This window comes from Dietzia sp. ANT_WB102, from assembly GCF_008369165.1.
In the GTDB taxonomy this organism is placed as follows: Bacteria; Actinomycetota; Actinomycetes; order Mycobacteriales; family Mycobacteriaceae; genus Dietzia.
The window spans coordinates 2513553-2527158 of the sequence record NZ_VOBA01000001.1 but is presented as its reverse complement, the minus strand read 5'-3'; the positions used below and the strand labels follow the sequence as shown (position 1 = coordinate 2527158).

Sequence of the window (13606 nt, the reverse complement as noted above, 5' to 3'; positions counted from 1 at the left end):
GAAGCGCAGCAATGCGTGCAGGTGACCGGTACTAATCGGCCGAGGGCTTACACACAAACAAAGTTTCAAAGTATGACACGCGTCCACTGTGCAGTATCTGAAACAACACACCCACCCGTGCAGCGACTACCAGTCGCCGCCCGGGGAAGGGCCTTGTTTCACAGAGTTACGGCGGCCATAGCGGCAGGGAAACGCCCGGTCCCATTCCGAACCCGGAAGCTAAGCCTGCCAGCGCCGATGGTACTGCACTCGAGAGGGTGTGGGAGAGTAGGACACCGCCGAACACAACTTCATGACCAGCGGGAGGGACTTCATGTTCCTCCCGCTGGTCGCATTTGTCTCCCTCCTACCCACTCCATTGCCGGCCCGCCGGCGCACGTAAGGTGAACGACGTGAACGAACCTCGGTCCGAGAACACAGACCGCTCGCCCCGACTCGGCGACCGCGACGTACCCCGCCGGGGAGACCGGGCGCCGCAGGATCAACGGAGAGACAACAGTTCCTACGGCGAACGCCGCGGACGAAAGTACGATGGCTCAGAACAGGCACGGCCCGATCGCAGTGAACAACACGATCGACAGGGCTCAAGTCCACGTCCTCCCAGCGAGCGCGATGGTCCTCCCAGCGGCGGGAACAGGACAGGCGGTGGCCCTCGACGCGCTCCCGCAGGCGGACGTGCCAGCAGTGAACGTCGTGGTGCGGGAACCCAGGGTAACGCCCGGCAATTTGGCCGTTCCGGAGACGATCGCAGAGCGCAAGGCCGACCCGGACAAGAAGCACGCAACGCCGCCAGGGCGGACGAACCGTCAGTGCCCGACAATATCGACGCCTCCGACCTCGACCCAGAAGTGCGCCGCGATCTTCGTAGTCTGGACAAGTCCAACGCCGAATCCGTCGCGAAACACATGGTCGCGGCGATGTACCTCGTGGACGAGGACCCACAGTTGGCCCTCGCGCACGGTCGCGCCGCCAAGAACCGGGCAGGACGAATCGGCGTCGTTCGCGAGACCCTCGGCGTGCTCGCGTACATGGCCGGCGAATGGGCAGAAGCACTTCGTGAACTCCGTGCGGCCCGCCGGATCTCCGGGGGACCCGGTCTACTGGCGATGATGGCGGACTGCGAACGCGGCCTCGAACGCCCACAGCGCGCCATCGAACTAGCCCGCGGTGAGGAATCCCGGATGCTCGACGATGACGACCTCGTCGAGCTCCGCATCGTCGAAGCCGGCGCCCGCGTAGACATGGACCAGCTCGACGCAGCCCTGGTAACTCTCCAGGACGCAGGCTTGGACAAAGATGCGCGTGGGGAATCCGCGGCCCGGCTCGACTATGCCTATGCGGAGGTACTGCTCGCTGCCGGCCGGAAGACGGAGGCCGTCGACTGGTTCACCCACGCTGCCGCCGCTGACCCCGCGCAGACAACCGATGCGCACACCCGCTTGGCGGAACTCGAGGCGTAGATCCAGTGAACTCCCACTCCCTGGCCGGCCACCACGATGCGTTGCTGGTCGACCTCGACGGCACTTTAATCCGGGGGTCCGAACCGATACCCGGGGCAGCGGAGGCGCTTGAAAAGGCTGGGCTCCCCGTCGTGTACGTGACGAACAACGCGAGCCGCTCACCCCGCGACACCGCCGAGCACCTGCGCTCTCTCGGCTTCTCGGCAGAGGCCGGGGACATCATGACCAGCGCACAGGCCGCGGTAAGAATGCTGGCGGGCCTTGTCGAGCCCGGGGCCAGGGTCCTGGTAGTCGGGCATGACAGCTTTCGCGTGCTTGCCCGGCAGGCCGGGTTCGAGGTGGTCCTGTCCGCGGATGACAACCCGGAGGCCGTCCTGCAAGGACTGTCCCGCGAATTGACCTGGTCTGACCTTGCAGAGGGCAGCCTGGCTATTCGAACGGGCGTGCCGTGGGTCGCATCCAACACCGACTCCACACTGCCCACCGAACGAGGACTGCTTCCCGGCAACGGGTCACTCGTCGCTGCTCTGCGTGCTGCGACCGATCGCGAACCCCTGGTCGCAGGCAAGCCGTCCGCAGGGGTGCTCAGCGCTGCTGCGGATCTGGTGGGATCGACACGGCCCCTGGTGATCGGGGACCGCCTCGACACGGACATCGAAGGTGCGGTCGCTGCCGGGATGCAATCGATGATGGTGTTGACCGGCGTCCACGGTGTCGAGCATCTTCTCCTCTCCGGTCCTGGCAGCCGCCCGACCCACCTGGCCCAGGATCTCTCGGCTCTGGCGGAGCCCGCTGACGCCAGTCGTATCGACGCCGCACCGGAACTTGAGGGGACCGTCGAGGACGGGGTTCTGCACCTGGACGCCCTGCCGGACGGGCTGAGCGGTCCGGGAGAGCTGACAGCACTCGACCTCGCCCGTTCGGCGATCAGAATGGCGTGGCGGTACGGTGTGGCCACGGTCTCAACGCGCGACGAGGGTCTGCGGTCCCGGCTGGCGGATGCAGGGCTCGGCGTGGGCTAGCGTGTAGACCGTGACGACCCCCGGACCACACCCACGCCCCGGGCCCGTGGGGCCCGACATCGACGAACTCTGCTCGAGGTTCAACGACCTGCTCGCCGAATCCATCGGCGGGCCAGACGCAGGCACGGACGGTAAGTCCGTTCTTGACGACCAGGTGGCCGCACTTGACGCGGCCCACGAACTTCTCGCACAGGCGCTGACGGCGCTGGACAGCCGACGCTGATGGCGGTGAAGCGGATGCGGCTGGACGCCGAACTCGTGCGTCGCAAGATCTGTGACAGTCGAGAGCGCGCCCGTGACCTCATCGACTCCGGGCGCGTGATCGTCAACGGGGTGACGGCCACCAAACCAGCTACCCAGGTGGAACCGACCACTTCGATAGCGCTCACCGTTTCCGACGAGCCCGACTGGGCGTCCCGCGGGGCCCACAAACTGATCGGGGCCCTCGAGGCGTTCGACGACGTTTCGGTAAGCGGCGCGCGGTGCCTTGACGCCGGCGCGTCAACCGGCGGGTTCACCGACGTCCTGCTCGCGCGTGGCGCCGCGCGTGTCGAGGCCGTCGACGTGGGGTACGGGCAGCTGGTGTGGCGTCTACGCAGTGACGAACGTGTAGGCGTCTATGACAAAACAAACGTACGGTCGCTGACTCCGGACGACATCGGAGGCCCAGTGGACCTGGTGGTCTCCGATCTGTCGTTCATTTCCCTCGCGCTCGTTCTGCCGGCGCTCGCAGCGTGCGCGCGCCCGGGCGGAGATCTGCTGCCGATGGTCAAGCCCCAGTTCGAGGTGGGCCGCGAGCGAGTAGGCCAAGGCGGTGTGGTGCGCGACCCGGCACTGCGGATCGATGCCGTGACCGGAGTCGCCCGTGCCGCGGCGGAGCTCGGTCTAGAGCCCCTGGGGTGTGTGGCCAGCCCGCTCCCCGGGCCGTCCGGCAACGTCGAGTACTTCCTCCACCTCCGGAAAGTCGGTGCGGGGGAGCCACTCGAGCTGAGCAGCCACGCTCGGGATGCGATCCGGACAGCGGTGGAGGCGGGTCCGCAATGAACAACACGGTGGTACCTGATCACTCGCGCAGGATCCTGCTCGCGCCCAACATTGCGCGGCCGGACATCGTTGCCACCGTCGCCCAGGTGGTCGACGAGTGTGCGAGTCGGGGGATCGCCGTCCGGATGGTCGAGGGATCGAGTGAGCACGTCGTTACGGCGACGGGTGTGGAGACGGTCCCCGACACCCCGCAGGCTGCCGAGGGGTGTGAGCTCGTCCTGGTCCTCGGCGGTGATGGCACGTTCCTGCGTGCCTGTCAGTACGCCAATGCTGCGGATGTGCCGGTTCTGGGAGTGAACCTTGGACACATCGGTTTCCTCGCAGAGTCCGAGGTCTCCTCACTCAATGGCGTCGTCGAGCAGATCGCAGCACGTGACTACCGAGTGGTGGAACGAATGACGGTGGAGGCTACCGTCATTCACGGAGACACAGTCCTCGCTCGTGACTGGGCGCTCAACGAGGTCAGCATCGAAAAGGTGTCTAGACAGGGCGTGCTCGAGGCATCCGTAGAGATCGACGGCCGCCCGGTGAGCGATTACGGGTGCGACGGCATGCTGGTGTCCACACCGACAGGATCCACCGCGTACGCGTTCTCCGCCGGCGGGCCGATCGTCTGGCCCGAACTCGACGCGATCCTCGTGGTGCCCAACAATGCCCACGCGCTCTTTGCCCGACCGATGGTCGTGGCCCCCACTTCCAGGGTCGCCGTGGAGACGGGTGTGCGTTCCGGTCCGGCCGTCGTAGTGGTCGACGGGCGACGCCTCGTCGACGCCCCGGCGGGGAGCCGGGTCGAGGTGGTGCGGGGGAGCCGCCCGGTCAAGTGGGTCCGGTTGGACGACTCGCCGTTCACCGACAGGCTGGTCACCAAGTTCGAGCTGCCCGTCACCGGGTGGCGCGGACGGTCCAACGTCCGGCCCCTCGCCTAGGGTGGGTGCGTGCTCACGGAACTTCGGATAAGCGGACTCGGCGTCATCGACGAGGCCGTCGCCGACTTCTCTCCCGGGCTCTCGGTACTCACCGGGGAGACCGGCGCGGGCAAGACGATGGTGGTCACGGGACTGAGGCTGTTGGCCGGAGGTCGCGCGGACCCCGGGCGCGTCCGACGCGGGGCGGAGAAGGCGCTCGTGGAAGGGCGATTCGACCTCGCCACGACCGCCACTATGGACGACGTCGACCGCCGCGAGTTGGATGAGTTGCTCGAGGACACCGATGTTGAACTCGACGAGGACGGCAGCGTGATCGCCGCCCGCCGGGTGGGTGCTGACGGCCGCTCGCGCGCCAGACTCGGCGGCAGGTCGGTCCCGGCGGGAACCCTCGCCCGCTTCTGTGCGCCGGTCCTTGCCGTGCATGGGCAGAACGACCAATTACGCCTGCTCCGACCGGATAGGCAACGGGACGCAGTTGACGCGCACGGCGGTGATGAGGCCCGGGCGGCGCTCGACGCCTACCGGGACACGTACAGGCGGTGGCGGGAGGCCGAGCATTCCCTGGCGGAGCGCACAGGTCGGGCTCGCGAGCTGGCCCGGGAAGCCGACCTGCTGCGGATGGGGCTCGAAGAAATCGACGCCCTGGGGCCCGAGCCGGGGGAGGAGGCCGAACTCGACGCCCTCATCCGTCGACTGACCGATTCGGAGGAACTACGCGAGGTCGCAGGGCAGGCCCACGAGGTTCTCGCCGGCGACGGGGATACCTCCGACCCGGTGGTAAGTGTCCTCGACCAGCTACGACAACGCCTGTCGGCGGCCGGCGACCCCGCGCTCGACCCGATCGCCACCAGCATCGAGCAAGCCGTTGCAGCACTCGGTGACGCGGCGACCGAACTCGGCCTCTACCTCGCCGAACTACCGATCGACGCCGCAGACCTTGATTCCGCACTCGAACGGCGTCACGACCTGAGGGCACTCACCCGCAAGTACGGCACCGACGTCGACGACGTGCTCGCGTGGGCGGACAGAGCCCGCACACGCCTCAGCGAAGTCGACACCTCCGACTCCGCTGTCGCTGAACTCCGGTCCACGGTCGAACGACTCGCCGCCGAGCTCGGCGAGCGCGGAGCCGCGTTGACGGCAATCCGGCGCGCTGCCGGCGACGATCTCGCGGAGAGAGTGTCGGCTGAGTTGGCCGAGTTGTCGATGGGTGGAGCCCGACTCATCGTCCGGGTCATCCGGCCCAGCGATGGGCTCGACAGCGCCACGGAATCGGGTCTCGACGACATCGAGTTGGCGCTCGACGGCCCATCCGGTGTGGTCCCACTAGGCAAAGGCGCGTCCGGGGGCGAGCTGTCCAGGGTGATGCTCGCGCTCGAGGTGGTGCTGGCCGAACGGTCCGGCGGTGGGACCCTGGTATTCGACGAGGTCGACGCCGGCGTGGGCGGCCGGGCGGCGCTGAGCATCGGAAAACGACTGGCCAGGCTCGCCAGGACCCATCAGGTCATCGCCGTGACCCACCTCGCTCAGGTCGCCGCCTACGCCGACACCCACCTGGTCGTACACAAGAACACTGGCTCCGGCGCGTCTGACGGGGTCGTGTCCGGGGTCGCGGCGGTCGCCGACGCCGACCGGGTGACAGAACTAGCCCGGATGCTCGCGGGTATGGAGGACACCGACACCGGCCTGGCGCATGCGCGAGAGTTGCTGGAGAAGGCACAACAGGAGAAGTCTCAAGCTCAAGTCGACCGTTAACCCGACACGCCGAGGGGACCTCCCTGGCCCCATGAATCACACGCGTGATACTCAACGCATGAAGATGTCGGGTCTGCTCAGCCGTCGCACCAACGACCTCGCCGGTGTCGTGGGAACCGTACGCCAGATCAAACCGGGTTCTCCGGTTCCCCGGAGGCTCGGCACTAAGGACATCGCCGTGCTCGACCTCAACCGGGCTCCGGCCGAGATCGCACGTGCCCTGGTCGAGTCTGAGGTGGCGGCGGTCGTGCACACCCCCCGCGACGAGGAGGGGATGCTGCCCCGGGCAGCGTTCCGGATCCTCGCCGAATCGACGATCCCGGTCATCGAGGATGCCGACCTATCCGACGTCGCCGACGGTACCCGGGTGCGGATTGATGACGGAGTCGTCTACTCGGTCAAATCGCAGGGGGAGATCGCCAGCGGCCGTGAGGTCGACTCGGCCACCCTCCTCACCGAGGTGGACACCGCAGAGAGCGGGTACGTCGAGTCTGCGCTTGCGCACTTGGCCAACGCCACCGAGTTCCTCAGTCTCGAGCACCCGCTGCTGCTGGACGGTGAGGGGCTTCCCTCGATCGACGTCGACTTCACCGACCGCCACGTCGTGGTGGTCACGGGTGACGAATCCTCGCGCGCGCAGTTGGCCGAGATCAAACCGTTCATCCGGGAATACCGCCCGCTACTCGTCGGCGTGGGCACCGGCGCCGAGTTCCTACGTTCGGTTCGGTTGACGGCCGACCTCGTCGTCGCCACCCCCACCGACGTGTCCGACGAGGTACTCACCGACGGAGCCGTCCTGGTGGTGCCCGCAGACCGCGACGGTCGCGCCGAGGGACTCGAGAAGATCACCGAGCTCGGCCTTGGCGCCACGACGTTCCCCGCCGCGGCGAACGCGAGGGACATGGCACTACTGCTGGCGTACCACGGAGGCGCCGAGATGATCGTGGTGACCGGCGACGACAGAGGGTTGGAGAATGCGTTCCGGTCCTCGTCCGCGCCGTCGTCGACGATGGTCGACACCGCGGTCTCCTCCCGCCTTATCCATGCCGCCGCCTGCGCGACTCTGTACCGTTCGCGTGGCGCAGGACTCGGCCTCGCCCTGGTCGTGCTCGCAGCCCTCGTCGCGGTGGTCGTCGTTGTGCTGGCGCGGGACGCCGCGCAGGACCTGCTCATCTGGGCCGTTGAGACCTGGAACTCATTCGCTCTCTGGGTCCAGGGGCTCCTCCGTTGATCTCGCTGCGGCGCCACGTCCTGACACTGGTCGCCGTCTTTCTCGCACTCGCCGTGGGGGTCGTCCTGGGATCGACGTCCGTGGCGACGTCGATCCGGGACGCGGTCGTCGACCGTGAGGAGACAACCGCGACGCGGCTCGAGGCGGCGCAGGATGACCTGGCCGCGGAGCGGCTCGCTGTGGACCGGCTCGACTCGCTGGCGGGCGACCTGACCCCGACCGTCGTGGACGGTCGGCTCGACGGCAGGCCGGTTGTGCTGATCGTAGCCCCGGGAGCCTCCGACGATGACGTCAGCGCGGCCCGGGAAGTCATCGGCGCCGCCGGTGGCATCGACGCCGGCCGCGTCATCCTGACTGAGAAATCGGTCGACCCTGCGGCGGACGCAGAACTTCAAGCGCTCGTCGCGAATTTGCCTATCGGTACCGCCCCGCCCGCCGATGCGGACCTTGGCACCCAACTCGGCACGGCCCTCGGCCGTGCGGCGCTCCTGCGCGCCGAAGACGCCACACCGCACCTCGACGACGACGCGCGCAAGACAGTGCTCACCACCCTCGCGGACGCGGAGATCATCAGGTTCGAACCCGGGACTCTCCGGCCGGGCCAACTAGCGTTAATTGTGACCGGGCCGCAAGAGCTGGAATCGACCGCGATCCGCATCGCCGCGCTGTCACGCACGCTCGATCGGGAAGGCGCGGGCGCGGTGGTGTCCGTCAGGACGGGCGACTCCGCGCGCGACGCGGTCGGCATCCTGCGCTCGTCAGGCGAGGGGGACGTCTCGACGGTCGACGACGCCGGAACACGGGCGGGGCAGATGGCGGTGGCGTTGGCGCTGGCGGAGCAGCTCGACCGAGGTCAGGGTCACTACGGGCTGGGGGCCGATGCAACCGCTGCGGCGCCGTCGCTCCCCCCGACGCCGGAGCGGTGATAGCCTGAAGCCCCGTGGGGTGCACCGGAGCCGCACCAGCATTCATTCATTCCGGCGTATGGACACGGGAGTCCCCTTGGCACTGAACCGAGCCGCATTGCGGTCCGAGACCAAGCACATTTTCGTCACCGGCGGCGTGGCGTCGTCGCTGGGCAAGGGGCTTACCGCCTCGAGCCTTGGGCAGTTGCTCACCGCCCGCGGACTCCGCGTGACCATGCAGAAGCTCGATCCGTACATCAACGTCGATCCCGGCACGATGAACCCGTTCCAGCACGGCGAGGTGTTCGTCACCGAGGACGGAGCCGAAGCCGACCTGGACCTGGGTCACTACGAGCGCTTCCTCGACCGCGACCTGGGTTCGAAGGCGAACGTCACCACCGGGCAGGTGTACTCGGCGGTCATCGCCAAGGAGCGTCGCGGCGAGTACCTCGGCGACACGGTCCAGGTGATACCGCACATCACCGACGCCATCAAAGAACGCATCATCGCGATGGGCGACCCCGATGAGCAGGGACGTCGACCCGACGTGGTCATCACCGAGGTCGGCGGAACTGTGGGTGACATCGAGTCTCAGCCCTTCCTGGAGGCGTGCCGGCAGGTGCGTCACGAGGTGGGCCGTGAGAACATCTTCTTCCTGCACGTGTCCCTCGTGCCGTACCTCGCGCCGTCGGGGGAACTCAAGACCAAGCCCACGCAGCATTCGGTGGCTGCTCTTCGATCGATCGGCATTGTTCCGGACGGGTTGATCCTGCGATCGGACCGGGACGTGCCCGATGGGCTCAAGGCCAAGATCGCGCTGATGTGTGACGTGGACCTTGAGGGCGTCGTGTCCACCCCGGACGCCCCGAGCATTTATGACATTCCCAAGGTGCTGTTCAACGAGCATCTCGACACGCACGTCATCCGTCGTCTCAATCTGCCGTTCCGTGACGTCGACTGGACCGTGTGGGGTGACTTGCTGCAGCGCGTGCACGAACCGCGCGAGGAAGTCGAGATCGCACTCGTCGGGAAGTACATCGACCTGCCCGACGCCTACCTGTCGGTCACAGAGGCCCTGCGCGCCGGGGGATTCGCCCACCACGCCCGCGTCAACATCCGCTGGGTGGAGTCCGACGCCTGCGCCACCGAGTCCGGTGCGCGTGAAGCGCTCCGCGGTGTCGACGGGATGCTGATCCCTGGTGGGTTCGGGATTCGCGGTATCGAGGGCAAGCTCGGCGCCATCACCTGGTCGCGCAAGAACCGCATCCCGCTTCTCGGGTTGTGTCTCGGCCTGCAGTGCTCGGTGATCGAAGCGGCCCGGTCGGTCGGCCTCGAGGGCGCCTCCTCCACCGAGTTCGATCCCGACGCCGAGCACCCCGTCATCTCGACCATGGCAGATCAGGTGGACGCGGTAGCCGGCAACGCGGATCTCGGCGGCACCATGCGTCTGGGCTCCTATCCGGCCACTCTCGCCAAGGGGTCGGTCGTGGCCGAGGCGTACGGGTCCACCGAGATCACCGAACGTCACCGTCACCGTTACGAGGTCAATAACGCCTACCGCGACAAGATCGCCGAGTCCGGACTGCAGTTCTCGGGGACCTCCCCGGACGGGCACCTGGTCGAGTTCGTCGAGTACCCACGCGACCAGCACCCGTTCTTCGTCGCCACCCAGGCGCACCCGGAGTACAAGTCCCGGCCGACCCGCCCGCACCCGCTGTTCGTGGCGTTCATCAAGGCCGCGCTGGACTATGAGAACGAGATGCGGCTGCCCGTCGAGCCGTGGCGGGCAGGTCAGAGCGGGGACACCGTCGTCGAGTCCGTGGACGCCCCAGACGCCAAGACCTCCACAGTCCACGTCGACGAGGTCGACCCAGGATCGGTCGCCGGCACCCGCGTGGACGGGAGCTGACTGCCGTGGCCGAGGACGGTGCCCCCGGGACCCACGACTACCGCACGGTCGCCAGCCGCGACATCTTCGACGGCCGCGTGGTCCGGTTGCGTGTGGACACCCTGACGATGCCGGGCGGGGGCACCGCCGACCGCGAGATCTGCGGCCACGACAACGCCGTCGCCGTCGTTGCGCTCGACGCCGAGAACCACATCACCCTGGTGCGGCAGTACCGTCACGCCGTCGGAGAGCGGCTCTGGGAACTGCCCGCGGGATTGTGTGACGTCGACGGCGAGGAGCCGACGGAGACCGCACGACGCGAGCTCGTCGAGGAGACGGGCCTTGAGGCTGATCGCTGGCGCCCGGTGATCGAGGTGGTCCCGTCCCCGGGGTTCTGCACCGAGCGCGTCCACGTGTACCTGGCCACCGGTCTGCGTGAGGTCGGCAGACCGGAGGCCCAGCACGAGGAGGCGGACATGGAGGTGGCACGGATGCCGTTCGCCGAGGCCGTCGAGGCGGTCCTGGACGGCAGGATCATCAACGGTATCGCCGTGGCCGGCATTCTCGCGACGCGCGCCGTGATCGAGCGGTCCTGACAGGATCGGACCCGCGGTGAACTCGGGCGGCGGCGCTATCGCACAGATCCGCGGGTACCTGGATCACCTCGCCGTCGAGAAGGGTGCCTCGACCCATACCCTGGCCGCCTACCGCCGCGACCTGGACAAGTATCGCCGATATCTCGACGCGGCGGGCGTCGTCGACCTCGCGTCGGTGACCGAGGCCCACGTGGAGGCATTCCGTGCCCAGCTGGCCAGCGCTGACCCAGACGAGGGTAGGAAGGCGTTGGCGCCGAGCTCGGTCGCCCGCACCCTGGCGGCGGTCCGCGGGCTTCACCGATTCGCCACCCGGGACGGGGTGACCGCACTTGACGCAGCTGCCGCCGTCACCCCGCCCCGTCCACCTCGACGGCTACCGAAGGCACTTCCGGTCGACCGGATGATCGCGGTGATCGAGGCGGCCGGAGACACTGAGGTGGACACCGATCCGACCCGCCTTCGCGACCGTGCGATGCTCGAGTTGCTCTACGCCTCGGGAGCCCGGGCGGCCGAACTGGTGGGGCTGGACGTCGATGACCTCGACGGGCTCGACCATCCGGACGGGGGAGCGGTGATCCTCCGGGGCAAGGGCGGTAAAGAACGTGTCGTCCCCGTGGGACGACCGGCGTGTGAAGCGGTGGGCGCCTACCTGGTGCGCTCACGGCCGGCGCTCGCGATCAGAGGGGGCCCGGCGCTGTTCCTCAACACCCGAGGAGGGCGGGTCACCCGTCAGACCCTGTGGAACGTGGTGTCGGGCGCCGCGCAGCGCGCAGGTGTGCAGCAGGCCGTCTCGCCGCACTCGTTCCGCCACTCCTTCGCGACCCATCTGCTCGACGGCGGGGCGGACATCCGGGTGGTCCAGGAGTTGCTGGGCCACGCCTCGGTCACCACCACGCAGGTGTACACCCTCGTCACCATCGACACTCTCCGCGAGGTCTGGGCAGAGTGTCACCCTCGCGCACGGTAACGTGACCGTGAGTATGGCCCGGCACGGGTGAGACGGCGACGAGAGGAGACGCGGGTGGCGCTGGACACTGGGGCGATGGACCCCGCACTGTTCTCCCGCGCCGAACTCTTGGGCGCCGACGACCCGGCGGCCGGTGAGGGCTTCTCCGCGATTCCCGAGCCCGAGCCGTTGACCTCGCACGGTCCCGCGGTGGTGCTGTCGATGTGCAACCAGAAAGGCGGCGTCGGAAAGACCACCAGCACGATCAACCTCGCCGCGGCACTGGCCGAGTACGGCCGCAGGGTGCTGGTCGTGGATCTCGACCCGCAGGGCGCGCTCTCGGCGGGCCTGGGGATCCCGCACCACCAGCTGGACCTGACCGTATACAACCTCCTCGTGGACAACTCCGTGTCGACGGAGGAGGTTCTGGTCCGGACCCGGGTGGAGGGCGTCGACCTCATCCCCGCCAACATCGACCTGTCCGCGGCCGAGATCCAACTCGTCAACGAAGTCGGCCGCGAGCAGGCGCTGGGCCGCGCGCTGTACCCGGTGCTGGACCGGTACGACTTCGTGCTCATCGATTGCCAGCCGTCCCTTGGGCTGCTCACGGTCAACGCGCTGGCGTGCTCGGATGGCGTCCTCATCCCCATGGAGTGCGAGTACTTCTCGCTGCGCGGGCTGGCGCTGCTGACCGACACGATCGACAAGGTCCGCGACCGCATCAACCCACGCCTGCACCTCACCGGCATCCTCATCACGATGTTCGATCGCCGCACCGTTCACGCGCGGGACGTGCTCAGTCGAGTCGTCGAGGTGTTCGGCGACAAGGTATTCGACACCCTCGTCACCCGCACCGTCCGGTTCCCGGAGACCACCGTGGCGGGGGAGCCGATCACCACGTGGGCGCCTAAATCCGCCGGCGCGCAGGCCTATCGGGCGTTGGCTCGAGAGGTCATTCAGCGCGGGAGGTGAGCGGGCCGGTGACCGGTCTCGGGTCCACGCCTGACGAGGACGCGGCGGCGTCGGACGCCGCTGTGCACGAGGTCGGGCCGCGGGAGTTCACCGTCCACCTCACGAACTTCACCGGGCCGTTCGACCTTCTGCTTAAACTCATCGACTCGCGTCGCCTCGACGTGACCGAAGTGGCCATCCACACGGTGACCGACGACTTCATCGCGCACGCCCGAGAACTCGGGGCCGAGGCACGCCTTGAGGAGGTCACCGAGTTCCTGGTGGTGGCGGCGACCCTCCTGGACCTCAAAACCGCTCGGCTCGTGCCGTCCGGGGAGGTGCAAGACCTCGAGGATCTCGCTTTGCTACAGGCGCGCGATCTGCTGTTCGCCCGTCTGCTGCAATTCCGCGCGTTCAGGCAGGTAGCCGAACTGTTCGCGGAACTGGACCGTACAGCGCGGCGTTCGTATCCGCGCACGGCCGGACCGGACGAGGAGTTTCTGGGCCTGCTGCCGGAAGTAGAGTTGGGCGTGGACCCGGATCAGTTCGCCACCATCGCCGCCGTGGCGTTCCGGCCGCGACCCATCGAGGAGGTGGGGGTGGGCCACGTCCACACCCCGGCTGTCTCGGTTCCCGAGCAGGCTGCCCGAGTCCTCGAGTTGTTGAGGTTCCGAGGCCGGGGCGAATGGGTGGATTTTCAGGAGCTGGTCGCTGGAGTGGGGGAGTCCCTCGTCGTCGTCGCCAGGTTTCTCGCACTGTTGGAGTTGTACCGAGTGCGCGCGGTCACGCTCGCCCAGGACGAGGCCCTCGGCGCCCTCCTGGTGAGCTGGACCGGCGAGGAGGCCGACGAAGTGACGCGTGGGAGAGACGAGTGGACGTGAC

The 13606-nt window shown here is 68.0% G+C and carries 12 protein-coding genes, 1 rRNA gene and 1 pseudogene; all 14 read left to right on the top strand.

What is annotated here, in order from left to right; translation table 11 throughout:
- The first annotated feature begins 167 nt into the window (after positions 1-167).
- A 5S ribosomal RNA gene (rrf, locus tag FQ137_RS11670) occupies positions 168-284 on the top strand.
- Between the two features lie 525 nt (positions 285-809).
- The gene (locus tag FQ137_RS11665; protein ID WP_188064917.1) at positions 810-1460 is read left to right on the top strand and encodes a hypothetical protein; all 651 of its coding nucleotides are present in this window, start codon (positions 810-812) and stop codon (positions 1458-1460) included.
- A gap of 5 nt (positions 1461-1465) precedes the next feature.
- Complete coding sequence (locus FQ137_RS11660) at positions 1466-2482, top strand: HAD-IIA family hydrolase (protein ID WP_149292527.1); 1017 nt, start codon at positions 1466-1468, stop codon at positions 2480-2482.
- 10 nt (positions 2483-2492) lie between these two features.
- A complete protein-coding gene (locus FQ137_RS11655; RefSeq protein WP_149292526.1) occupies positions 2493-2705 on the top strand; it encodes a hypothetical protein in 213 nt (70 codons plus the stop codon).
- On the top strand, positions 2705-3526 hold the full coding sequence (locus FQ137_RS11650) for a TlyA family RNA methyltransferase (protein ID WP_149292525.1): 822 nt from the start codon (positions 2705-2707) through the stop codon (positions 3524-3526). The genes FQ137_RS11655 and FQ137_RS11650 overlap by 1 nt, the downstream gene beginning before the upstream one ends.
- Positions 3523-4452 (top strand): NAD kinase, encoded by a 930-nt coding sequence (locus FQ137_RS11645; protein WP_149292524.1) that lies wholly within the window; start codon positions 3523-3525, stop codon positions 4450-4452. Before FQ137_RS11650 ends, FQ137_RS11645 begins: the two co-directional genes overlap by 4 nt.
- Positions 4453-4461: 9 nt before the next feature.
- Positions 4462-6207: a DNA repair protein RecN gene (recN, locus tag FQ137_RS11640; RefSeq protein ID WP_149292523.1), complete on the top strand. Its 1746-nt coding sequence runs from the start codon at positions 4462-4464 to the stop codon at positions 6205-6207.
- 58 nt (positions 6208-6265) lie between these two features.
- A complete protein-coding gene (gene steA, locus FQ137_RS11635; RefSeq protein WP_149292522.1) occupies positions 6266-7438 on the top strand; it encodes a putative cytokinetic ring protein SteA in 1173 nt (390 codons plus the stop codon).
- A 53-nt stretch (positions 7439-7491) separates the two neighbouring features.
- A pseudogene (locus tag FQ137_RS11630) lies at positions 7492-8277 on the top strand (copper transporter); the annotation flags it as partial.
- A 145-nt stretch (positions 8278-8422) separates the two neighbouring features.
- Positions 8423-10252, top strand: coding sequence for a CTP synthase (locus FQ137_RS11625; RefSeq protein WP_149292521.1), 1830 nt, complete (start codon positions 8423-8425; stop codon positions 10250-10252).
- 5 nt (positions 10253-10257) lie between these two features.
- Positions 10258-10827, top strand: a complete 570-nt coding sequence (locus FQ137_RS11620) for an NUDIX hydrolase (RefSeq protein ID WP_149292520.1) — start codon at positions 10258-10260, stop codon at positions 10825-10827.
- A 16-nt stretch (positions 10828-10843) separates the two neighbouring features.
- The gene (locus FQ137_RS11615; protein WP_149292519.1) at positions 10844-11794 is read left to right on the top strand and encodes a site-specific tyrosine recombinase XerD; all 951 of its coding nucleotides are present in this window, start codon (positions 10844-10846) and stop codon (positions 11792-11794) included.
- 75 nt (positions 11795-11869) lie between these two features.
- Positions 11870-12745: a ParA family protein gene (locus FQ137_RS11610; RefSeq protein ID WP_149292813.1), complete on the top strand. Its 876-nt coding sequence runs from the start codon at positions 11870-11872 to the stop codon at positions 12743-12745.
- A gap of 8 nt (positions 12746-12753) precedes the next feature.
- Positions 12754-13605, top strand: coding sequence for a ScpA family protein (locus tag FQ137_RS11605; protein ID WP_255584073.1), 852 nt, complete (start codon positions 12754-12756; stop codon positions 13603-13605).
- The last annotated feature ends 1 nt before the right edge of the window (position 13606 follow it).